The sequence below is a fragment of the Undibacterium sp. Di27W genome (genome assembly GCF_049340345.1).
Taxonomy (GTDB): Bacteria; Pseudomonadota; Gammaproteobacteria; order Burkholderiales; family Burkholderiaceae_D; genus Undibacterium.
In genome coordinates, this window is record NZ_JBMPOS010000003.1 from 19,573 (window position 1) to 40,440 (window position 20,868).

General features: G+C 52.1%; 24 protein-coding genes. 17 read left to right on the top strand and 7 right to left on the bottom strand.

What is annotated here, in order from left to right; all coding sequences use genetic code 11:
• Window positions 1–64 precede the first annotated feature (64 nt).
• From mreC to ACO0LF_RS07710, 5 genes are read left to right on the top strand one after another with little or no spacing between them, the layout of a single operon-like run.
• Window positions 65–1,114, top strand: a complete 1,050-nt coding sequence (gene mreC / locus ACO0LF_RS07690) for a rod shape-determining protein MreC (RefSeq protein WP_423013517.1) — start codon at window positions 65–67, stop codon at window positions 1,112–1,114.
• The gene (mreD, locus tag ACO0LF_RS07695) at window positions 1,111–1,629 is read left to right on the top strand and encodes a rod shape-determining protein MreD (protein ID WP_423013519.1); all 519 of its coding nucleotides are present in this window, start codon (window positions 1,111–1,113) and stop codon (window positions 1,627–1,629) included. Before mreC ends, mreD begins: the two co-directional genes overlap by 4 nt.
• 42 nt (window positions 1,630–1,671) lie before the next feature.
• Entirely contained in the window at window positions 1,672–3,672 is a 2,001-nt protein-coding gene (gene mrdA / locus ACO0LF_RS07700) for a penicillin-binding protein 2 (protein WP_423013521.1), read from the top strand.
• Window positions 3,673–3,674: 2 nt separating this feature from the next.
• Window positions 3,675–4,784 (top strand): rod shape-determining protein RodA, encoded by a 1,110-nt coding sequence (gene rodA, locus ACO0LF_RS07705; RefSeq protein WP_423013523.1) that lies wholly within the window; start codon window positions 3,675–3,677, stop codon window positions 4,782–4,784.
• Entirely contained in the window at window positions 4,781–5,920 is a 1,140-nt protein-coding gene (locus ACO0LF_RS07710; RefSeq protein ID WP_423013525.1) for a septal ring lytic transglycosylase RlpA family protein, read from the top strand. Before rodA ends, ACO0LF_RS07710 begins: the two co-directional genes overlap by 4 nt.
• Window positions 5,921–5,923: 3 nt before the next feature.
• Here the strand turns inward: ACO0LF_RS07710 and rsmI are convergent, their stop codons facing one another.
• The gene (gene rsmI / locus ACO0LF_RS07715; RefSeq protein WP_423013527.1) at window positions 5,924–6,841 is read right to left on the bottom strand and encodes a 16S rRNA (cytidine(1402)-2'-O)-methyltransferase; all 918 of its coding nucleotides are present in this window, start codon (window positions 6,839–6,841) and stop codon (window positions 5,924–5,926) included.
• 59 nt (window positions 6,842–6,900) lie between these two features.
• On the opposite strand from rsmI, the gene ACO0LF_RS07720 reads away from it, so the two are divergent.
• The 5 genes from ACO0LF_RS07720 (at window position 6,901) to ACO0LF_RS07740 (ending at window position 9,936) form a co-directional block, all read left to right on the top strand.
• Window positions 6,901–7,302: a YraN family protein gene (locus ACO0LF_RS07720; protein WP_423013529.1), complete on the top strand. Its 402-nt coding sequence runs from the start codon at window positions 6,901–6,903 to the stop codon at window positions 7,300–7,302.
• Between the two features lie 137 nt (window positions 7,303–7,439).
• Window positions 7,440–8,036, top strand: coding sequence for a phosphoheptose isomerase (locus ACO0LF_RS07725; RefSeq protein ID WP_423013531.1), 597 nt, complete (start codon window positions 7,440–7,442; stop codon window positions 8,034–8,036).
• A complete protein-coding gene (locus ACO0LF_RS07730; RefSeq protein ID WP_423013533.1) occupies window positions 8,023–8,685 on the top strand; it encodes a BON domain-containing protein in 663 nt (220 codons plus the stop codon). Before ACO0LF_RS07725 ends, ACO0LF_RS07730 begins: the two co-directional genes overlap by 14 nt.
• Window positions 8,686–8,731: 46 nt before the next feature.
• A complete protein-coding gene (locus ACO0LF_RS07735) occupies window positions 8,732–9,322 on the top strand; it encodes a LemA family protein (protein WP_423013535.1) in 591 nt (196 codons plus the stop codon).
• Window positions 9,323–9,429: 107 nt separating this feature from the next.
• A complete protein-coding gene (locus ACO0LF_RS07740) occupies window positions 9,430–9,936 on the top strand; it encodes a DinB family protein (protein WP_423013537.1) in 507 nt (168 codons plus the stop codon).
• 10 nt (window positions 9,937–9,946) lie between these two features.
• On the opposite strand, the gene ACO0LF_RS07745 is transcribed toward ACO0LF_RS07740, so the two are convergent.
• The 5 genes from ACO0LF_RS07745 to ACO0LF_RS07765 all read right to left on the bottom strand — a co-directional run bounded on the left by ACO0LF_RS07745 (window position 9,947) and on the right by ACO0LF_RS07765 (window position 12,214).
• Window positions 9,947–10,372 (bottom strand): BLUF domain-containing protein, encoded by a 426-nt coding sequence (locus ACO0LF_RS07745; protein WP_423013539.1) that lies wholly within the window; start codon window positions 10,370–10,372, stop codon window positions 9,947–9,949.
• A 12-nt stretch (window positions 10,373–10,384) separates the two neighbouring features.
• Window positions 10,385–11,092, bottom strand: a complete 708-nt coding sequence (gene folE / locus ACO0LF_RS07750) for a GTP cyclohydrolase I (RefSeq protein WP_423013541.1) — start codon at window positions 11,090–11,092, stop codon at window positions 10,385–10,387.
• An 85-nt stretch (window positions 11,093–11,177) separates the two neighbouring features.
• Window positions 11,178–11,390 carry a cysteine-rich CWC family protein gene (locus ACO0LF_RS07755; RefSeq protein ID WP_423013543.1) on the bottom strand — a complete coding sequence of 71 codons (213 nt, stop codon included), beginning with the start codon at window positions 11,388–11,390 and terminating at the stop codon, window positions 11,178–11,180.
• Window positions 11,387–11,629 carry a zf-HC2 domain-containing protein gene (locus tag ACO0LF_RS07760; protein ID WP_423013545.1) on the bottom strand — a complete coding sequence of 81 codons (243 nt, stop codon included), beginning with the start codon at window positions 11,627–11,629 and terminating at the stop codon, window positions 11,387–11,389. Before ACO0LF_RS07760 ends, ACO0LF_RS07755 begins: the two co-directional genes overlap by 4 nt.
• 15 nt (window positions 11,630–11,644) lie before the next feature.
• On the bottom strand, window positions 11,645–12,214 hold the full coding sequence (locus tag ACO0LF_RS07765; protein ID WP_423004820.1) for a sigma-70 family RNA polymerase sigma factor: 570 nt from the start codon (window positions 12,212–12,214) through the stop codon (window positions 11,645–11,647).
• A 100-nt stretch (window positions 12,215–12,314) separates the two neighbouring features.
• Here ACO0LF_RS07765 and argB point away from each other — a divergent pair, with 100 nt between their 5' ends.
• The 5 genes from argB to ACO0LF_RS07790 all read left to right on the top strand — a co-directional run bounded on the left by argB (window position 12,315) and on the right by ACO0LF_RS07790 (window position 16,014).
• A complete protein-coding gene (gene argB / locus ACO0LF_RS07770) occupies window positions 12,315–13,247 on the top strand; it encodes an acetylglutamate kinase (protein WP_423013547.1) in 933 nt (310 codons plus the stop codon).
• A 33-nt stretch (window positions 13,248–13,280) separates the two neighbouring features.
• The gene (locus ACO0LF_RS07775) at window positions 13,281–13,979 is read left to right on the top strand and encodes a pyrimidine 5'-nucleotidase (RefSeq protein ID WP_423013549.1); all 699 of its coding nucleotides are present in this window, start codon (window positions 13,281–13,283) and stop codon (window positions 13,977–13,979) included.
• Between the two features lie 119 nt (window positions 13,980–14,098).
• Window positions 14,099–14,674, top strand: a complete 576-nt coding sequence (slmA, locus tag ACO0LF_RS07780; protein WP_423013551.1) for a nucleoid occlusion factor SlmA — start codon at window positions 14,099–14,101, stop codon at window positions 14,672–14,674.
• Between the two features lie 82 nt (window positions 14,675–14,756).
• Complete coding sequence (locus ACO0LF_RS07785; protein ID WP_423013553.1) at window positions 14,757–15,530, top strand: helix-turn-helix transcriptional regulator; 774 nt, start codon at window positions 14,757–14,759, stop codon at window positions 15,528–15,530.
• Between the two features lie 40 nt (window positions 15,531–15,570).
• Window positions 15,571–16,014, top strand: a complete 444-nt coding sequence (locus tag ACO0LF_RS07790) for a DUF962 domain-containing protein (protein WP_423004830.1) — start codon at window positions 15,571–15,573, stop codon at window positions 16,012–16,014.
• Between the two features lie 25 nt (window positions 16,015–16,039).
• Here ACO0LF_RS07790 and ACO0LF_RS07795 read toward each other — a convergent pair whose 3' ends face one another.
• Window positions 16,040–17,323, bottom strand: a complete 1,284-nt coding sequence (locus ACO0LF_RS07795) for a diguanylate cyclase domain-containing protein (RefSeq protein WP_423013555.1) — start codon at window positions 17,321–17,323, stop codon at window positions 16,040–16,042.
• 226 nt (window positions 17,324–17,549) lie between these two features.
• Between ACO0LF_RS07795 and pabB the strand changes: the two genes are divergently transcribed.
• Together pabB and ACO0LF_RS07805 are read left to right on the top strand one after the other, a co-directional pair.
• Window positions 17,550–19,424 carry an aminodeoxychorismate synthase component I gene (gene pabB / locus ACO0LF_RS07800; protein ID WP_423013557.1) on the top strand — a complete coding sequence of 625 codons (1,875 nt, stop codon included), beginning with the start codon at window positions 17,550–17,552 and terminating at the stop codon, window positions 19,422–19,424.
• A 251-nt stretch (window positions 19,425–19,675) separates the two neighbouring features.
• A complete protein-coding gene (locus ACO0LF_RS07805; protein ID WP_423013559.1) occupies window positions 19,676–20,839 on the top strand; it encodes an ABC transporter substrate-binding protein in 1,164 nt (387 codons plus the stop codon).
• Window positions 20,840–20,868: the final 29 nt, after the last annotated feature.

The window sequence follows — 20,868 nt, forward strand, 5'->3', positions numbered from 1 at the left end:
CAGGTTGAATTGATTGCCTATTTAAATGCTTGTTGCGCTGTTCATTGAGAAACACCGGTAAAGTATGGATTACAGCCCACCACCACTCTTCAAGCAAGGCGCCTCTGCGCGCGTCAGAGTGGTTTTCTTTGCCGTCCTGGCAATTTTTCTATTGATTGTTGATGCCCGCCTGAAATCACTGACCCTGGTCAGGCAGGTCTTGGGTAGTGTGCTGTATCCGGTGCAGATGGTTGCTGTCATGCCACGCGATACCATCAAGCGCGCGTCAGATTATTTTGTCTCGGTCACCGCGCTGGAAAAAGAAAATACCCAGTTAAAGCGGCAGCAAACCCAGAATGCCGATAGCCTGCAGCAAAGCGGGCATTTGATGGCAGAAAATACCCATTTGCGCAAATTGCTGGATGCGCGTGAGCGTCTGCAAGTCAAATCTGTCATGGCAGAGATTATTTACGATGCCCGTGACCCTGCCACCCGCAAAGTCATCATAGATCGCGGTATCAAACATGGCATCGCCTTGTCCCAGCCCGTGATTGATGATAAAGGGGTGGTTGGCCAGGTGACCAGGGTATTTCCACTGACGGCTGAAGTGACTTTGCTGACAGATAAGAACCAGGCGATACCTGTACAAATCCTGCGTAATGGCTTGCGCAGCGTGGCATATGGGCGTGGCCAATCGAGTTATCTGGACATGCGCCTGACCACCAATGCCGATATACAAAATGGCGATCAACTGGTGACTTCTGGCATAGATGGTGTCTATCCTCCGGGCCTGGCAGTCGCCAAGGTCATGCAAGTGGAAAACAAGGCCAATACCACATTTGAAAGCATACTCTGCGTGCCGACTGCAGGCATAGACCGCAATAAGCAACTGCTGGTCTTACTGGTCTCTACCGATAATTTGTCGCGTCCTGATACCGAAGACGTGCGTGCCAAGAAAGAAAAACTCAATCGCAAGGTAACCCGTGATGCAGCCGCACCAGCATCTGATACCAAACCTGTGGACCAGCCCATGAAGGATTTACCGGGTAAGGAAAACACAGCGAAAGACACTCCGCCCAATGACGCAGCGGCCAAAGATGTGCCAGCGAAGCCTGCCAAGGAGCCTGCACCATGAATAGCCCGCATTACATACTCTTGCCGGTCAATCCGGTATTCATCGCCCTCAGTTTTGCGGTGGCTTTTTTCCTCAATTTCTTGCCCTGGGGTGGCTGGATAGGTGTGCCAGATGTGGTGGCCCTGGTGCTGGTATTCTGGACCATCCATCAGCCGCGTAAAGTCGGTATCGGTGTGGCATTTGCCATGGGCTTGCTGATGGATGTGCATGACTCCATCTATATGGGTGAGAATGCCCTGGCCTATACCCTGTTATCCTATTTTGCCATCATGATACACAGGCGCGTGCTATGGTTTCATCCGCTGACACAAACCCTGCATGTCTTTCCCTTGTTCCTGTTCGCGCAACTGGTGCAACTGGCCGTGCGCATGCTGGTGGCACCGGATGCCAATTTTCCCGGCTGGGCTTACTTTACGGTCAGTCTGGTCACCACGGTACTGTGGCCGATTGCTACCCTGTTATTGCTGGCACCACAAAGGCGGGCGATAGATAAAGACGATACCCGTCCTATCTAGTTTTGCTGCTATCCGATTGCTGCCTGTTTCACCTTTTTCACTATGACAGAACTTAAGAACACGGAACGCGAACTGCATCACTTCCGCATGCGCCTGATTTTCATCGGTATCTTCGTGGTCCTGTGTTTTGGCGCATTGATTTCTCGCTTTGTCTGGCTGCAAATCATCAAGCACAATGACTATGCCTTGCTGGCAGATGAGAACCGGATCGACATCGTCCCGGTGGTGCCTAACCGTGGTCTGATCACTGACAGGAATGGCGTGGTGCTGGCGCGTAATTATTCTGCCTATACGCTGGAAATCACCCCTTCGAAAATCAGCAAGGACATGGATGTCCTGATTGATGAGCTGGCCATGCTGGTGGATATACAAGCCAAGCACCGCAAACGCTTTCGCAAATTGCTGGAAGATTCAAAAAGCTTTGAGAGCCTGCCCATCCGCACCCGCCTGACCGATGATGAGGTCGCCAGGTTTACGGCGCAGCGCTTCCGCTTTCCTGGCGTCGATATCCAGGCCCGCTTGTTCCGCCAATATCCCCAGGGTGACTCTGCTTCCCATGTCATCGGCTACATAGGTCGTATCAGCCCCAAGGATGCCGAAATCATCGATGAAATGGAAGATGCTGCCAACTACAATGGCACGGATTACATAGGCAAAGAAGGCCTGGAAAAAAGCTACGAAAAAATCTTGCACGGCAATACCGGTTTTGAAGAGGTGGAAGTCGCTGCCGGGGGCCGGGCGGTGCGCGTACTGTCGCGTTCTGCGCCGACCTCAGGCAAGAATCTGATCTTGTCTGTCGATATAGAATTGCAAAAAGTCATAGAAGAAGCCTTTGGTGACAGGCGTGGCGCGCTGGTGGCTATAGAACCTGAGACCGGTGACGTGCTGGCCTTTGTTTCCAAGCCGACTTATGATCCCAATCTGTTTGTCGAGGGCATAGACCAGCAAAGCTGGACTGAACTCAATACCTCGGAAGACAAACCTCTATTGAACCGGCCACTGACAGGTGCTTATCCACCAGGGTCGACTTACAAGCCCTTCATGGCACTGGCAGCACTGGAGCTGGGCAAGCGCACTACCTCGCAGGCGATTGCTGATCCAGGCTATTTTACTTTTGGTAACCATACCTTCAAGGACGATAAAGTCGGTGGACATGGTATGGTGGATATGTACAGGTCCATCGTGCAATCCTGTGATACCTATTATTACATGCTGGCCAATGAGCTGACTGTGGATGTCATGCATGACTTCATGGCACCGTTTGGTTTTGGTCAGAAGACCGGCATAGACCTGGAGCACGAGCGTAGCGGCTTGTTGCCATCGACAGCATGGAAGCGGGCTGCCTTCAAGAAGCCTGAGCAAAAACGCTGGGTCCTGGGTGATACGATATCCCTGGGCATAGGCCAGGGGCAAAATACCTTTACTCCTTTGCAAATGGCGCATGCCATGGCGACGCTGGCGAATAACGGTGTCATCATGAAGCCGCATCTGGTCAAGATGACGGAAGATCCGCAAACCCGGCAAAGAGTGCTGACCGTTCCCAAGGAAACTGCCCGTATTCCTCTTAAACAGGAAAATATAGACTTCATCAAAAATGCCATGGTGGGGGTGACCAAGGAAGGTACTTCCGCCAAAGTCTTCCTCGGTGCTGAATATATTTCCGGCGGCAAGACAGGTACGGCACAAGTGGTGGGCATCAAGACGGGCGAGAAATATAATGCCAAGAAAATAGCTGCACGACATGTAGATCACTCCCTGTATACCGCCTTTGCGCCAGCAGACAAACCCAAGATAGCGATAGCCATCATTGTAGAAAACGGTGGTTTTGGGTCCGAAGCGGCTGCTCCCATCGTGCGCAAGGCGCTCGACTATTATCTGCTGGGCAAACGCCCCAAGGACAAAGACAGCAAGGACAATGTACCGCCGCAGCCTAAACCGCAAAGTGACATGGCCTTGTATCGCTCTGATGCCGAGGTCAAGGCACCTGCCGAACCTGATCCAGGTCCCAAGCCAGGTGGTGAAACCACGGGTAACAAGGATTGATCATGCAAAAAAATGGCATTAACTGGCGTTTCATACGCTCCCACATTTTCGTGTTTGATGCGACCCTGGCGATCCTGGTGTTTCTCATCATGTCCATTGGTATCATGACCCTGTATTCCGCGGGCATGGATTTCCCTGGGCGTGTCGAGGGGCAGATCAGAAACATCCTGGTGTCTTTCTTCATCATGTGGGTCATGGCGAATATCCCGCCGCAGACCTTGATGCGTTTCGCCATACCGATATACAGCTTTGGGGTGGCCTTGCTGATTGCGGTTGCCTTGTTTGGCCTGGTCAAAAAAGGCTCACGCCGCTGGTTACATGTAGGCATAGACATGCAGCCTTCGGAAATGATGAAGATTGCCACGCCACTCATGCTGGCCTGGTACTTTCAAAAGCGCGAAGGTGCTTTGCGCTGGCGCGATTTCGTCATTGGCGCAGTAATACTGGGCATACCACTGGCCCTGATTGCCAAACAGCCGGATCTGGGCACTGCCATGCTGGTGGTTGCTGCCGGTTTTACTGTGGTGTTTCTGGCTGGGTTGTCCTGGAAGTTTTTGATCTTCCTGACGACGGCAGCAGCCGTGCTGATTCCTACGGTAGTCTGGCCCATGTTGCATGATTACCAGCGTGACCGCGTGTTGACCATGCTGGACCCAAACCGCGATCCCCTGGGTAAGGGTTTTCACATCATACAATCGACTATCGCGGTCGGCTCTGGTGGTTTGCATGGCAAGGGGTATATGAAGGGCACCCAGGCCCATCTGGAATTCATCCCCGAGCATACGACAGATTTTATCTTCGCCGTATTCTCAGAAGAATTCGGTTTTGTCGGCAATCTCATCCTGGTCAGCCTGTACTTTTTACTGATCTTGCGCTGCCTGATGATCGCTGCCAATGCCCCCACCCTGTTTGCCCGTTTGATGGCCGGTGCCGTGACTATGATATTCTTTACCTATGCCTTTGTGAATATGGGCATGGTGATAGGCATAGTACCGGTAGTCGGCGTGCCTCTGCCTTTCATGAGTTATGGCGGCACTGCACTGGTGACGCTGGGTATGGGATTAGGGATAATGATGAGTGTACAGCGTAACCGCAAACTGGTGCAGACATGAAGCGCATGCCTGGTCATCACTGCAAGCTTGCCATCCTGGCAGCGAGTGCTGTCTTGCTGACAGCCTGTGGCAGTGCGCCCAAGCAAAATATCATCATTGCAGATAGCCCGCGTCCTGCTTCTACCAGCAAATCCAGTGGCAGCCAGGCGACAGCACTGCCGAAGGCAAATTCTGGTCGCGGCGCTTATTACAAGGATGACGGACCAGGTGACAGCATACCCGAAGGCCTGGAAAATACCGTCGATCCTATCCCCATGGTCGAGGATTATTCACGCTCGGGCAACAGACCCTATGTGGTATTCGGCAAGACGTATACACCAATCGCTGATAACAGTACCCCTTTCGTCCAGCGTGGTGTTGGTAGCTGGTATGGCAAGAAATTCCATGGACAGAAAACTTCATCCGGTGAGTTGTATGATATGTACAAAATCACGGCGGCCCATCCTACCCTGCCTATCCCTTCTTATGCACGGGTGACGAATCTCAATAATGGCAAGCAAATCATCGTGCGCATCAATGACCGCGGGCCTTTTCATGCCAGCCGCATCATCGATTTGTCTTATACCGCGGCACTCAAACTTGATGTCATAGGCAAGGGGAGTAGCCAGATTGAGGTTGAGCGGCTATTGCCTGCCGATATAGAAAGAATGGCAGAGAACCGCAAAAACCAGCCTGTCCTGCCTGTGCGTCAGGTAACTACAGCAGCGCTCAGCAGCCCGGTAGCAGCAAAAGAAACGCCCAGCGTACGCAATAACCCAGCGCCCACCATGAGCATGGAAGAATTGCTGGCGGCGCAGGAAAACAAACCGGTAGAAAAATTCACCCAGCCTGTCAGTACGACGGCCAGCAATACTGTCAGCAGCACGGTTACGGCGAATGCCGTCTCATCAGCAAGCCCGGCAACACCTGGCTATTACATACAATTTGGTGCCTATGCGATACGCGCCAATGCTGAAGCCATCATGAATCATTTGAAGGGCAGGGCCACCAGCCAGTTGCCCAGCTTTGATATCGTGCAGCAAGGCAGCCTGTACCGCCTCATCAGCGGCCCTTTTGCCAATCGTACAGAAGCCACTGCCGCAATTGCCCAGGCCGGTGATCTGGGTGTAGGGCGGCCCATGGTAGTGCAGCGTTAGAGGCTAATCCTCTTCTGCTGCCTGCTTCATCTCCAGCGCCATTTGATACAGGGCATTCTTCTTTTGCCCTGTCAGCTGCGCAGCCAGCCCGGCTGCCTGCTTGACTGAGCATTCTTCCAGCAAAATTTGCAAGACCCGGCGCGCTTCCAGTTCCTGGTCATCGGCGGCTGCGGTGGCAGCTTCGATGAGGATCACATATTCCCCCTTTTCCCTGTGGCTGTCGGCTGCCAGCCAGCCCTCAGCTTCGGCCAGGGTACAGCGATGGATTTCTTCAAACAGTTTGCTGACTTCGCGCGCCAGCACGATACGGCGGGCATCACCAAATATCGCGCGCATGGCTGCTACGGCGTCGATGATGCGGTGCGGCGCTTCATAGAAAATCAGGCTGGCCGGTATGGCTTGCACTTCCCGCAATATGCTATCGCGCTGCCCGGCCTTGGCAGGCAGGAAACCGACAAAATAAAAGCGGTCATGTATCAGCCCACTGGCTGACAAGGCACTGATTGCAGCCGACGCACCCGGCAAGGGCGTGACAGACATGCCTGCCAGCTTGACTGCATCAACGATCTTGGCGCCAGGATCAGATACGCCAGGCGTGCCAGCATCAGACACCAGGGCAATGCGCTCGCCAGCCTGCAGGCGTGCCAGTATTTTTTCAGCCACTTCGCGCTCATTATGCTGGTGAGCGGCGATCAGGGGTTTGCTGATACCATAGCGCGATAGCAACTGGGCAGTATTGCGGGTATCTTCGCAGGCGATGGCATCTGCCAGTGACAGCAGATGCAGGGCGCGCAGAGAGATATCGGCAACATTGCCTATCGGGGTGGCAACTACATATAAAGTAGCGGCTGGGTAATTTTGTCTGGTGACTGCCTCGATCACAGTGGCACTCGTGAACAGTACGTTATCGGTGGTGCTCATGCCTGTTCCTTTATGTAGTATGCATAGTAAGCAAATGAATTAGCCGAGATTGTACGCCAATGAGACTTGCAAAGACTTCCGCATCCCCAGATAACCAATCAGCGACTGACCAGCGCACCAGCCGCCGCCGTAGTGGTGACGAGGCAGAAAGCCTGGCGTTGCAGTATTTACAAAAAGCAGGCTTAAAATTGCTGCAACAGAATTTTCTGTGCAAAGGCGGAGAAATCGACCTCATCATGCAAGATGGGGCGGTGCTGGTCTTTGTCGAAGTCAGAAAGCGCAGTTCCATGCAATTTGGCGGTGCCATTGCCAGTGTCACACCCGCCAAGCAAAGACGCATGGTGCATGCTGCCCAAGTCTATCTGTTAACAAAAAAGACCCAGCCAGCTTGTCGTTTTGACCTGGTGGCCATAGATGGTGAACAGATCAACTGGCTAAAGAATGTCATCGTCGCGGGATGAAATGACAGGATAGGGGACTGGAATAGTGAAAGCTGATGTGAAGGGCGTGCACCTGACAGGTAGTCTGCTTTCACTGTTACAGTCCACTTAAGCTTGGTCTGCCGTATAATCTGACGCAATCAGACTAAGTAAGCATTATGACAAATCAACGCATATTGGCGCACTTCCAGGAAAGTGCAGAATTAAAGTTGCGGGCTGGCGCCGAGCTGGCCCAGCCTATTTCAGACGCGGTGGAACTCATGTTCTCGGCGCTGTCTAATGGTAACAAGATACTCGCCTGCGGGAATGGCGGCTCGGCGGCCGACTGCCAGCATTTTGCCGCCGAGCTGGTAGGGCGCTTCGAGCGTGAACGCCTGCCTTTACCAGCAATGGCATTAACGACCGATACTTCCATTTTGACAGCAGTCGCCAATGACTACAGTTTCAATGAAGTATTTTCCAAGCAAGTGCAGGCGTTTGGGCAATCAGGCGATATCTTGCTGGCCTTGTCCACGTCCGGTAATTCGCTGAGTGTGGTGAATGCCATTAATGCGGCGCTGGAGAGGGACATGCGTGTCGTTGCCTTGACTGGCAAGGGCGGCGGAGAAATTACGAATATCCTGACCGAAGCCGATGTCCATATCTGCGTGCCGCATGACAGGACAGCGCGCATACAGGAAGTACATTTATTGACCATACATTGTTTGTGTGACGGCATTGATGCCGCATTATTTGGAGGTGATGCTGATGATTAAAAAAACCTGGGGCAAGCTGGCCAGGCCTGTGGCTGCAGTGAGCCTGTGTTGCCTTGCTACCCTGAGCCTGCAAGGCTGTGTAGAGATGGTCGTTGGTAGTGCCGTCATAGGTACTTTTGCCGCAACTGACCGTCGTACCTTTGGTGCGCAAACGGATGACAAGGCCATCGTCATCAAAGGCGAAACCCGCATTTCCCGCCTGTTGGGTAAAAATGGTCATGTTGACGTCAACTCCTTTAATCGCCATGTCTTGCTGACTGGTGAAGTGGTCGATGAAAATGCCAAGTCAGCTACAGAGCGTGAAGCGCGCGCAGTCGAGGGTGTGGTCTCGGTCACCAATGAATTGATCATTGCACCTAATTCTGACCTATCCTCACGTTCCAATGACGCCCTGGTCACGACCAAGGTCAAGGCTACTTTTGTCGATACCAAGGACATCTCGGCGAATGCCATCAAGGTTGTCACAGAAGCTGGTATCGTCTACCTCATGGGCAGGGTTACCCAGCGCGAAGGCAACCATGCGGCAGATATTGCCAGTAGCATCAGCGGCGTGCGCAAGGTGGTCAAAGTATTTGAATACATCACTGAAGAAGAATTGAAAACCTATCAGTCCACACCAAGCAAGAACCCTCCCAGCAGCGATAATTGAACCAGCATGACCGACTTTTGTCGGTCTTGTTTATTCTGGAGAAAACATGATTGCAATGATCGTTTTATCGGTCATCGTGACGACATTTGCATTCTGGGTCCTGGGTGTGCACAAGCGCCTGCTGAATGCCCGCAAGCGCATTAAAACTGCATTTTCACAAATTGATATGCAGTTCAAACGCCGCTATGCACTTATTCCCAATCTGGTAGAAATTGCCCAGGGTTATATGAAGCATGAGCGCGAAGTCCTGGAAACCATCATCATTGCTCTCAATGAAGCGGTTGCAGCAAACGCCATGGCTGCAGCCCACCCCCTGGTAGGCATGGCAGTACAGCATCTGGCTGCTTCTGAAGACAGATTGACCATCACCCTGGGCCGGATGTTCGCCATCGCAGACGCATGCCCGGAGCTGCAAGCCAATGTCAGCATGCAGCGACTGACCGAAGAGTTGAATGATGCAGAAAACAAGATCGCCTTTGCCCGCCAGGCTTATAACGACAGTGTCCTGCAATATAACCAGGACATGCTGCATTTCCCCGGCCCTGCCATTGCCAATATGTTTGGTTTTCATGCAGCTGAATTAATGCAGGCCAGCACTTTGGACTTGTCTTTGCTACAGGCTGTCACTGCCGCATAAACTTCACAACGATTTTCTTCAATCGCCTTGCGTCAGTACATGTGCCTGGGAGTTCTGGTTTTATTTTGTCATGTAAATCAAAACTGCTATCAAGGAGTGAGTCGCATATGGATGGTATTTTGCTGTCGCTATTCAAATACAAAGCCTGGGCGAATGCAGAAATGCATGCGGCCCTGGAAAAATTCGATACTCAACAATATCCCGACAAGTTTCTGGCCATGTTGCAGATACTCGATCATGCCAATGTCGTTGACAGGATATTCATGGGACATTTGAGTGGTGCAGACACCGACAGTTTTGTGACGACGAATTCTGAAATAAGGCCGGGCCTGGCGGCATTGCGAGAGCGGGTCAGTGCTACTGATAGCTGGTATCTCGATTTCGTTTCTGCCATCAGTCCCGAACGCCTGAAACAGCGCGTGCAGTTCACATTTACTGACGGTGACAATGGCAGCATGTCTTGTGAAGAGATGCTGCTACATGTGATTACCCATGCAGGCTATCACCGTGGTAGTGTAGGCCAGTTGATGGAAGATACGGGCATGGATTCGCCGCCAGACTCACTGACGAAGTTCTTGCACCGGCATGAGCCCGAGCGGCGGCTCAGGGGATGACGCCAGATTGTCAGGTACGCCCGACAATGGAGGCGGTGGCCATCAGTTCATCAATCAGCGCCAGCAAGATCTTGCCCGACATGCGGTGCGGGTCCAGTACTGGCAGCGGAGAATATTTGAGCAATATCGAAGGGTTGATCTTGCCCATATTCGCTTGTCCCATGGTCCATCCTGCATAGCGTCGCTCCAGGATTTCTTCATAGTCGAGCAAGATCACATCGGTATGGCGGGGGTCACGCAAGATGTGGCTATACAGGGTATTCACCGCTTCGCGACCACCTTCCAGCACTTGCATGAAAACCTGATCGCTATGGCAAAGTACGCCGGTGATGCCGTGTTGCGGGTTATGCTGGCGTGACTGGCTGACGATGGATTGCACGATGTCGCACATTTTTTCATCCACGATACGGCTGGCATAAAGTAAGCGTACTAGCATGGCAAGTCCTGGTTAGCGTTTGATCAGGGATAAAAATTCTCGGCGCAGGTTCGCATCTTTCAAAAAAGAACCGTGCATCACACTATTAATCATGGCTGCCTCCATGTCTTTCACACCACGCCAATGCATGCAAAAGTGATCGGCTTCCATGACTACGGCAAGGCCATCGGGTTGCATTTTTTCTTGCAGGGTATCCGCCAGTTGCACTACCGCTTCTTCCTGTATTTGCGGACGGCTCATGACCCACTCTGCAATGCGTGCGTATTTTGACAAACCTATCAGATTCGAATGCTCATTCGGCATGACACCTATCCACACCTTGCCTATGATGGGGCAGAGGTGATGTGAGCAGGCGCTGCGTACCGTGATCGGGCCTATGATCATCAGTTCATTCAAATGCGAGGCATTCGGAAATTCGGTGACGGCAGGCATGGGCACATAACGGCCCTTGAAGACTTCCTGTATGAACATCTTGGCGACACGGCGGCCAGTATCCTGGGTATTGTGGTCACTCTCGGTATCGATTACCAAGCTTTCCAGCACGGCCCGCAGTTTTTCTTCGACTTCTGCCTGCAATTCATCCATCTCGCCAGCTTCGATGAAACGGGCGATATTGTCATTCGCGTGAAAACGCGTCTTGCTGGCCGTGATACGTTCACGTATGCGCTGCGAGACAGGGATATTGACAGCTTTATAAGCAATGGGCGTATCGTTGGACATGCTGAAAACCGGGATGTAAAGAGTCTATGGTAACTGAATTGTCAAATTGACGTAGGCTATGCTTGTTGTCTCTGGCTCTTATTGGCTATGGCAAGCGGTTTTTCTGGTATTCGGCTTCGCGCTCGGCCTTCCACAAAGGCAGGCAATGCGAACAAAAACAAAGGGCATCAAGCTTTAACTCAGCACCTGGCAATTTTTTAAATGCGATCGGTGGCAAGGCCGTGCACCAGCATGCCTGGCCCGTATTGTCCGCCATGGCACAAGTGAACTCGCTCTGGCAACGGGGGCACACACTCATGCGCCACCTTCTTTACCTGGTGTAGACGATTTTCCATCAGCCGTCCGCTCTGGCAAACCCTGGATCGCTGTTTGCCGCATGGCCTGGCGCAAGAAAGACATTTGGCCATTAAAACCGGTGCAATAACGGCAAATTGCCAAATGCATTTTCAATTTGGTGCGCTCGGGCAAGCTCAAAGGCCGGTCCATCCCTTCCGAGATGAGCTGGTGTGCGTGTTTGCAAGCTAAAAATAATGCCATGTTTGTTCCTCACTCTTAGGAATGTAGTCCGAACCAGTTCAGATCCAGGCACTCACGCAAACGCAGGCGCGCGCGATACAAGACCACCCATAGATTAGACGTGGTCAAGTCCAATTCCTTACAAATTTCTTCGGTTTCCAGTTCCAGCCATTCACGCATCATGAAAACTCTTGCTGTTTTGGCTGGCAAATTTTCCAGACAAAGCTCAAGCACGCGAAAAAAGTCTTTTTGCTGCAAAGTTGCTTCAGGTGCTCCCCAGTCGGAAGGCGTGCTCAGCGCATGGCCATTGGCATTAAATAAACTGTCTATCAAATCATCTTCAGATTCATCATCCCGGGTTTCCAATTGCTTTTCTCTTTTCAAAGAGCGCAGGTGATCGATGATCTTGAACTTCAGGATGCCAGTCACATAAGTGCGTAGTGAGGAATTGCCGGCGAAACTGTCTGGTTTTTCCAGCACGGCCAGCAAAGTTTCCTGTACAGCATCTTCTGCAGCGCTCTCATTACGCAATTGCAATTGTGCAAAGCGATATAGCCCAGGCCGCAGGTTTTCTAGTTGTTGATGCAAGTCTGTGATCGATGTCATAAGTCTGGTGACTGAATTGGAAAAGCTTTCGCTGCAAATCCTGTAAAATTCAGGCTTGATGAAATAACCCACTATCATACCTTCAGGATATACCGTCATTATGAGCGATTTGAACGCAAACAAGACAGAAGAACTTGCAACGGAAGACCGGTTAGCAGGTGTGGAACCAGCCATCAAGGCTGAAATTCTGGCGGAAGCCCTGCCTTATATCCGCAAATTCCATGGCAAAACCATCGTCGTTAAATACGGTGGCAATGCCATGACAGAAGAGCGCCTGAAACATGGCTTTGCCCGTGATGTCATTTTGCTCAAACTGGTAGGCATGAACCCGGTCGTAGTCCACGGCGGCGGCCCGCAAATTGATAATGCCCTCAAGAAAATGGGCAAGCAGGGCACTTTCATCCAGGGTATGCGTATCACCGATGAAGAAACCATGGAAGTCGTTGAATGGGTACTCGGTGGTGAAGTCCAGCAAGATATCGTCATGTTGATTAATCACTACGGTGGCCAGGCAGTAGGCTTGACCGGTAAAGACGGTGGCCTGATCCGTGCCCGCAAGATGATGATGCCAGACCGTGAAAACCCGGGTGCCATGCTCGACATCGGTTATGTTGGTGAAATCGATGCCATTAACCCAGCGGTTGTCAAAGCCCTGCAGGATGATGCTTTTATTCCTATCATTTCGCCTATCGGTTTTGGTGAAGATGGCCAGGCTTACAACATCAATGCCGACCTGGTGGCTGGCAAGATTGCCGAAATCCTGAAAGCTGAAAAGCTCATCATGATGACGAATATTCCTGGCGTGCTCGACAAACAAGGCAATCTTGTGACCGATTTGTCAGCCCGTGAAATTGATGAAATGTTTGCCGACGGTACTATCTCTGGTGGCATGCTGCCCAAGATTTCATCCGCACTCGATGCGGCCAAGTCTGGCGTGAATACTGTGCATATCATTGATGGTCGCATAGAACATTCGCTATTGCTGGAAGTGTTGACCGAGCAAGCCTTCGGTACCATGATACGCAGCCACTAATGAATAGATTGATGCAGGAAGAGCGTTCTCGTCATGCGTAGACGCTCCACGCCCTTGTGGCTGTTTGATCTGGACAATACGCTGCACAATGCTTCACATGCGATTTTTCCTGTCATCAGTCAAAACATGAATGCCTTCCTGGCACGTGTGCTGGGTGAAGATGGCAAGCCAGCAGATGCGGAGCGGGTGAACGCCATCCGCCAGCAATACTATGCCCGCTATGGTGTCACCATGCTGGGCATGGTCAGGCACCATGGCGTTCGGGCAGATGAATTTTTGCAAGAGGTGCATCATTTTGATGACCTCAGTGCGATGATCAGGTATGAGCGTGGCTTGAAAAAATTGCTGCGCCGTCTGCCAGGCAAAAAGATTTTGCTGACGAATGCGCCGCGTATTTATTCTGGCCGGGTACTCAGGCATATGGGTTTGCATAAGCATTTTGATGCGCATATCCCGGTCGAGGCCATGCGGGTGCATGGGCAAATGCAACCCAAGCCTTCGCGCCCTTATTTGCGCAAGTTGCTGGCGGCTTATGGCAAGCGGGCAAGAGACTGCATACTGGTGGAAGATAGTGTAGAGAATTTACTTGCAGCAAAGCAAGAAGGTCTGCGCACAGCCTGGATCACAGGCTATACTCCTGCCCATCAGCGTAAAAGAGCTGCCGCCTGTGCTGACGTCAAAGTAAAATCCGTCATGCAACTCGCCCGCCACATCCACCGCCTGCGCTCCTGATTTCAGCTAGTGTAGCAAAATGTGAACGGGGGATTGCGCACTGGCGGGCTGGTCTTTAGAATCTCGCCCCGGGTGTAGCTTGCCTGCATCTCCTTTTTGAATCCACTATTTGACACTATATGGCCAGCACCAAACCCGGCGAACGTAAATTACAGATACTCCAGACGCTGGCGGCGATGCTAGAGCATCCCAAAGGTGAAAAGGTCACGACCGCTGCCCTGGCAGCCAAGGTGGCGGTGTCTGAAGCGGCGCTGTATCGCCATTTCGCCAGCAAGGCGCAAATGTTTGAAGGCCTGATCGAGTTCATCGAGTCCTCTATCTTTGGCCTGATCAACCAGATCAATGAAAACCAGGAAGATGGCATGGTGCAAGCCCAGTCCATCATCATGATGTTACTCAATTTTGCCGAAACCAATCCCGGCATGACCCGCGTACTGATAGGCGATGCGCTGGTGAATGAAGATGAACGCCTGCAATTGCGCATGAACCAATTGGCCGAACGCATGGAAATGGCTTTCCGCCAATCCTTGCGCCTGGCTGCCAGCCAGGGGCATTTTGCCGAAGACGAAGCGCAAGCGCGTGCCAGCCTCTTATGCAGCTTTGTCATGGGACGCTGGTTGCGTTTTGCCAAGACTGGTTTCAAGTTGTTGCCGACTGAACAGGCAACCATGCATACAGCCTTGCTGTTGCGCTAATCAATCAGGCAGGATTGCACTTCATCGCTGGCTGACGCATCATAGTCCGTGTTTTATTCACACAGGATTTTTATAGCCACTGATGAAGCCGCCCCAGCAACCCGGACGTTTATTTCTATGGCGTGGCGCTGCCCTGGTGGTTTCACCGGGTATAGATTCGTCCCTGCATACCCATTATGCGCTGCAACTCACTTACGGCCTGGAGCGGCCATTCCGCGCCCGCCTGCAGGCAGATCATGAATGGACAGAAACCCGCAGTGCCAGCTTCGCCCGGCATGCTGCCCATCAGATCGATAGCGATGGCGGCATGCTGGCGCATCTGTTCCTGGAAATGCCAGAGGCATTGAAGCTGAAGGCAACTGATTTGCAGGCAGGGTTTGGATCTCAGCCAGAATTTCAGATACTTGCGGCCAATCTCGCGGACTATCGTCATCAGTCACTGGACATGGCTGCAGCCCTGCAGATACGGCAAGTCTGGCAAGCTTGTGCCTTGCCACACAGCCAGACCAGCACATCGTTCGATCGCCGCATCCTCAGCACACTGGATACCATTGCCGCCAGCCACGGGCTGGATTGCAATGGTGAGAGCCTGGCCAGACTGGTGCATTTATCTGAAAGTCGCTTCACCCACTTATTTCGTCAGCAAACTGGCATGTCCTTGTCGCGCTACCTGCTATGGTCACGCATGGTGGATGCCGTAGCGGCAGTTGCGCAGGGCAATAATATGACCGCGGCTGCCCATGCCTCAGGCTTTGCCGACCTGGCACATATGAGCCGCACCTTCCGCAGCATGATGGGGGTAGCGCCCTCAGAATTACACAGGATGGCGATTGCGTTCAAGCAGGATGTCCTTTGATGGATTACTCTGGAGGTATAACAATACTCAGGAGACTCTCATGCAAGAAACCAATTCCAGACAGATAGAGCAATTGCTGGCGAAGTACAGCGAAAGCCATCTGAACCCCACCAATGAACTGATCCACTTTGTTTGCGTACCCGTCATCGTGCTGTCCTTCCTCGGCCTGATCTGGGCCGTGCATCCGCTGGCAGCGCTGGCAGCCACGCTATTGTCGCTGGCGTATTACATGACATTGTCCGTGCCATTTGCTGTTGGTATGCTGGCGATGTCAGGCACGATGTTGTGGATACTTTCACAATTGCCGCAGCACCTGATGTGGCAGATTTCGCTGGGTATTTTTGTGGTGGCCTGGATAGGTCAGTTCATCGGTCACAAGATAGAAGGCAAGAAACCGTCTTTCTTTGATGACCTGCGTTATTTATTGATAGGCCCCTTGTTCGTGTTGAGCTTTTTATATCGCCGCCTGCATATCGCGTATTGACCATCAGCTCAGCATCAGATGAGCATCAGATGCTGAGTTGTACTGCCTGCGAAGTCTTGGGCAAGTCGCTGCTAAACAGCCGCCAGGTATTGCGCCCACTGGCCTTGGCAGCTTTCAGCGCAATATCTGCATGATGCAGGAATAGCCGCTGTTCTTTGGCATGCAGAGGGCAGCAGGCTATCCCTATACTTGCACTCAGCAAGATTTGCTGGCCACGCAGGGTCATGGGCTGGTTGATGGCCTTGACCAGACGGTCAGCCAGGTGCTCAACCACTTCCAGGCTGCCAACATTGGGCATGATGGCGGCAAATTCATCACCATCGACACGGCATAGGGTATCAGTACTGCGCAAGACACCACACAGGCGGTTAGCCATGGTTGCCAGGATCAGGTCACCAGCATCATAGCCAAAACTTTCGCTGAGACCCTTGAAGTGATCCAGATCGATGAACATCAGGGCGGCTATTTCATTATTGGCCACCGCATCTTCCAGGCAATTGCTGAGTAGCCTGTGGAAGTAATGTCGATTGGGCAGCTTGGTCAGGCTGTCGTGATTATTCAAAATCGCCAGGCGGCTGTCGGCTTCACGCCTTTCCCTGGCCTCGCTTTGCATATCGTTTTCCCAGGCTTCCATGCGTGCCAGCATGAGATTGAAATGCATGTTCAGGCTACCCAGTTCATGTTCCGGGTCTTGTGGTGCACGCAGGCTGTAATCCCCCAGCGTCGCCACTTTTTCAGCCATCACGCTTAATTCCATGATGGGCTGCATGGAACGTAATTGTCGATTGGTCAGCCAATACGCTGCCAGCGCGGCAATAAAGACGGATAGAAAACCAGCTATCAGCAAAAACAACAAAAAGTGCTGGTACAGTGGCCAGGCGCTCAACTGCATTTGTACCTGGCCTATGATACTGGTGCCACTCAGTACCGGGCTGATGGCCGTGAATTGACTGAGATGTTGTTCCACAGCGTGATGCCTGAACAGTGTTGCGGCTTCTATGCCACTGGTCTTGATCAATTGTCCCTGTACCGTCCAGGCCAGCAAGGGTTGGCCATTCTTGTCAAACACATAGGCCGCTTGCAAGTCCTGGGTATTGGTCGCATTGAGCAAGAGGCTTTGCAATTGCCGCATATCATTGGCGATCATGGCATCGGCCATATTGCTGGCCAGGATATCGGCCTTATACAAGGCTTCAGTACGCAAATTCCTTTGTAGCAGTAAGCAAGACAAGCTCAGGGCGAGCAACAGAGCCGCCAGCAGGGCCAGCGCCATGCCTTGCAGATTCTGACGAAAAATTCGTTTTGCCATCGGCAGCCTGAAATAAGTATTTTGCATAAGAAATATTGCGAATTGCCCTATGGAAATTGCTGGCTGTAGTGAATATCAGCGACTATACCTATCTGCCAGAATCATGTCATAAAAATTGCCACGACACTACACTTCTCCTCTTCTTGACGACTTTACGCGCAGCTTTATGCAAAATCCGGTATCTGCGAGTAAACTGCGGCACATCTTTATGTGAGTTTGAATCCGCGTGTCAGATTTTTCCAACAATCCTGTTTTGCCATTTCCTCTGCCTCAGGCAGGGGAATGCTTTGCCTTGCTTGATGATGCCCATGCTCAAGAGGCGCAATCCCGTTTTTACTGTGATTTGCAGAGCGTGCTGGTTTGCAGCACAGCGCAAGAATGGCCAGCCTTATGGCGTAACGCCGAACTGGCTTTGCAGCAGGGTAGCTTTGCCGTGGCGCTGCTGTCTTACGAGAGCGGTGCGCAATTGCAGGGTATTGCTGAATATGCTGCTCCTGCTGTCTCGCGCATACTCTTGTTCAGGCAATGTCATATTCTGGATAGCCAGCAAGTCGCTGCTTTTTTACAGGCCCAGACCGCGTGTGAGGATAGTGCTGGAGTAGCCGGTATAGCAGGTATTAAGGCCAATGTAGATGCCAGCCAGTTCGAGGAGGGTATAGCCAGGGTCAGGGACTACATCACCGCTGGTGACACGTATCAGGTCAATTACACCTATCGCCTGCACTTTGACAGTTATGGCACGCCACTGGCGCTGTACAGCCGCTTGCGTCAGCGTCAGCCCGTGCCTTATGGTGCTCTGATCTGTCTGCCGGATGGCGAGGCAGTAGTCTCCTTATCACCTGAATTATTCGTGCGTCAGCAGCAAGGGAAACTCGTCGCCCGCCCTATGAAGGGCACAGCAGCAGCAACCGGCGATGCAGTGCAAGATCAGCGCCTGGCAGCCGAACTCGCTGCCGACAGCAAAAACCGCGCCGAGAACCTGATGATCGTCGATTTGCTGCGTAATGATCTGGGCCGTATCGCCAAAACCGGCACGGTCAGGGTGCCCTCATTATTTGACGTCAAGCGCTTTTCCAGTGTCTTGCAAATGACCTCGACCGTCGAGGCAGACTTGCAGGATGGCCTGGATCTGGGGCAGATACTGACGGCTCTGTTCCCCTGTGGTTCGATTACAGGCGCGCCCAAGCACCGCACCATGCAAATCATCCGTGAACTGGAAGCCGAGCCGCGTGGCCTGTATACCGGGGCCATAGGCTGGTTTGATCCGTCTGCCCAGACGGGTACTCCAGGTGATTTTTGCTTGTCCGTGCCCATACGCACTGTGCAATTGCAAGCACCCCTGGTGGATGCCACGCCTGGCTTGCGCCGCGGTGTGCTCGGTGTCGGTGCAGGCATCGTCTATGACAGCGTGGCGCAGGAAGAATATGCAGAATGCCATTTGAAAGCGCGTTTCCTGACGGGTTTGCTGCCACAGTTTGAGTTGTTTGAAACCATGCATGCAACGCTGGAAGAAGGTGGCCGTCATCAAGCCAGGCATTTACAGCGCCTGAAAGCATCGGCCTTGTATTTTGGCTTTGCCTGGGATGAAGCGCAGATCAGGCTGAGACTGCAACAAGTCTGTGATGCCTTGCCCTCGGGCATACCGCATAGATTACGCCTGGCATTGAAGCCGGATGGCGAGATCGATGTGCGTACCGCTGTGCTGAGCCCCATGCCAGCGAGCCCCAAAGTAATGTTGGCCACCACTGCCAGCGACAGCCGCAATTTGTTTCTGTACCACAAAAGCAGTTTGCGTCAGCAGTACGACCAGGCCTGGCAGGCGGCAGAGCAGCAGGGTGCCTTTGATATGTTGTTTTTTAATGAACACGGACATTTAACTGAAGGGGGCCGCAGCACAGTCTTGCTGAAACTGCACGGCAAATGGCTGACGCCACCCCTGGCAGACGGCGTCTTGCCCGGCATCATGCGGGCGATTTTGCTGGAGGACAGGCGTTACCAGCTAAGGGAGCAAGTCCTGACGCTGGCAGATCTGCAGGCGGCAGAGCAAATCATGTTGTGCAATTCTTTGCGTGGGGCTTTTGTTGTTGATTTGTGTTGTTGATTTGAACAATTAGATGCAAGCAAAGCTGCCAGGATTAGCCTATCTGAAGTATAAAGATGGATTCCGTTTAAGTGATGGGCTCAGGAATTTGGGTCTGCTTAAATATTGTGCCTGCGCTAAGGAAAGGTTACACTGGAAAAAATTAACCGACCGATCGGTCGGCAAATTGCATATTGATTAATGTGACAAATAAGTAAAACATAAATAAGCAAATATAAATAAGCAAATAAACGCAAAACAGGAGACTACCCATGAAGAAACGGTTTTTACTGGCGGCTTTGCCAGCCATGTTATCGCTGATACTTGCAGGCAATGCCCAAGCCCAGATCAAGGTTGGCGTCAACGTATCAGCTACTGGCCCCGCCGCTTCTTTGGGCATCCCTGAAAAAAATACCTTTGCTTTGCTGCCGAAAGAAATCGCTGGCAAGAAGGTTGAATACATCATTCTCGATGATGCTTCCGATACCACGACGGCGGTCAAAAATGCCCGCAAGCTGATCGCCGAAGACAAGGTCGATATCATCATTGGTTCCACCATCACGCCCAATTCCCTGGCAATGGTGGACGTGGCGGCAGAAAATGAAACACCGATGATCTCCATGGCAGCATCAGCGGCCATCGTTTCACCGATTGATTCCAAGCGCTACTGGGTTTTCAAGACACCGCAAAATGATTCGCACATGTCGACCGCGATCACCGGTCATATGAATGATGCAGGCGTCAAGACAGTGGCCTTTATCGGTTTTGCTGATGCCTATGGCGAAGGCTGGTTCAAGGAGTTTTCCAAGATCGCTGAATTGCGCAAGCTCAAAGTTGTTGCCAATGAACGCTTTGCCCGCAGTGACACTTCTGTCACTGGCCAGATCCTTAAAATCCTGGCGACCAATCCTGACGCAGTCTTGATTGCCGGCGCCGGTACGCCAGCAGCCCTGCCACAAAAAACTTTGAAAGAGCGCGGCTACAAGGGCAAGATTTATCAAACTCATGGTGTCGCCAATAATGACTTCCTGCGCGTTTGCGGCAAGGATTGTGAAGGCACCTGGTTGCCAGCAGGCCCCTTGCTGGTGGCGGAGCAATTACCGAATGATAATCCAGTCAAAAAATCTGCCATGCGCTATGCCAAGGCCTATGAAAAAGAATATGGCCCAGGTTCTGTTTCCACCTTTGGTGGCCATGCCTGGGATGCCAGCCTGTTGCTGGAATCTGCAGCGACCGTAGCCTTGAAAAAGGCACAGCCAGGTACTAAAGAATTCCGTGCAGCCTTGCGTACCGCTCTGGAAAACACGGTGAATCTGCCTGTCTCGCATGGCATCGTCAATATGACGGATACTGACCATCTGGGTTTCGACCAGCGTTCCCGCGTCATGGTGCAAATCGTCAATGGCAAATGGAAATTGATCGGTCAGGCTAACTGATGTATCGATGAAGTGATCAAGGGAGCTGC

Bases quoted from the DNA above. Each gene is read 5' to 3' on its own strand.
- mreC (WP_423013517.1), top strand. From the start codon at position 65: ATGGATTACAGCCCACCACCACTCTTCAAGCAAGGCGCCTCTGCGCGC.
- mreD (WP_423013519.1), top strand. From the start codon at position 1,111: ATGAATAGCCCGCATTACATACTCTTGCCGGTCAATCCGGTATTCATC.
- mrdA (WP_423013521.1), top strand. From the start codon at position 1,672: ATGACAGAACTTAAGAACACGGAACGCGAACTGCATCACTTCCGCATG.
- rodA (WP_423013523.1), top strand. From the start codon at position 3,675: ATGCAAAAAAATGGCATTAACTGGCGTTTCATACGCTCCCACATTTTC.
- ACO0LF_RS07710 (WP_423013525.1), top strand. From the start codon at position 4,781: ATGAAGCGCATGCCTGGTCATCACTGCAAGCTTGCCATCCTGGCAGCG.
- rsmI (WP_423013527.1), bottom strand. From the start codon at position 6,841: ATGAGCACCACCGATAACGTACTGTTCACGAGTGCCACTGTGATCGAG.
- ACO0LF_RS07720 (WP_423013529.1), top strand. From the start codon at position 6,901: ATGAGACTTGCAAAGACTTCCGCATCCCCAGATAACCAATCAGCGACT.
- ACO0LF_RS07725 (WP_423013531.1), top strand. From the start codon at position 7,440: ATGACAAATCAACGCATATTGGCGCACTTCCAGGAAAGTGCAGAATTA.
- ACO0LF_RS07730 (WP_423013533.1), top strand. From the start codon at position 8,023: ATGCTGATGATTAAAAAAACCTGGGGCAAGCTGGCCAGGCCTGTGGCT.
- ACO0LF_RS07735 (WP_423013535.1), top strand. From the start codon at position 8,732: ATGATTGCAATGATCGTTTTATCGGTCATCGTGACGACATTTGCATTC.
- ACO0LF_RS07740 (WP_423013537.1), top strand. From the start codon at position 9,430: ATGGATGGTATTTTGCTGTCGCTATTCAAATACAAAGCCTGGGCGAAT.
- ACO0LF_RS07745 (WP_423013539.1), bottom strand. From the start codon at position 10,372: ATGCTAGTACGCTTACTTTATGCCAGCCGTATCGTGGATGAAAAAATG.
- folE (WP_423013541.1), bottom strand. From the start codon at position 11,092: ATGTCCAACGATACGCCCATTGCTTATAAAGCTGTCAATATCCCTGTC.
- ACO0LF_RS07755 (WP_423013543.1), bottom strand. From the start codon at position 11,390: ATGAGTGTGTGCCCCCGTTGCCAGAGCGAGTTCACTTGTGCCATGGCG.
- ACO0LF_RS07760 (WP_423013545.1), bottom strand. From the start codon at position 11,629: ATGGCATTATTTTTAGCTTGCAAACACGCACACCAGCTCATCTCGGAA.
- ACO0LF_RS07765 (WP_423004820.1), bottom strand. From the start codon at position 12,214: ATGACATCGATCACAGACTTGCATCAACAACTAGAAAACCTGCGGCCT.
- argB (WP_423013547.1), top strand. From the start codon at position 12,315: ATGAGCGATTTGAACGCAAACAAGACAGAAGAACTTGCAACGGAAGAC.
- ACO0LF_RS07775 (WP_423013549.1), top strand. From the start codon at position 13,281: ATGCGTAGACGCTCCACGCCCTTGTGGCTGTTTGATCTGGACAATACG.
- slmA (WP_423013551.1), top strand. From the start codon at position 14,099: ATGGCCAGCACCAAACCCGGCGAACGTAAATTACAGATACTCCAGACG.
- ACO0LF_RS07785 (WP_423013553.1), top strand. From the start codon at position 14,757: ATGAAGCCGCCCCAGCAACCCGGACGTTTATTTCTATGGCGTGGCGCT.
- ACO0LF_RS07790 (WP_423004830.1), top strand. From the start codon at position 15,571: ATGCAAGAAACCAATTCCAGACAGATAGAGCAATTGCTGGCGAAGTAC.
- ACO0LF_RS07795 (WP_423013555.1), bottom strand. From the start codon at position 17,323: ATGGCAAAACGAATTTTTCGTCAGAATCTGCAAGGCATGGCGCTGGCC.
- ACO0LF_RS07805 (WP_423013559.1), top strand. From the start codon at position 19,676: ATGAAGAAACGGTTTTTACTGGCGGCTTTGCCAGCCATGTTATCGCTG.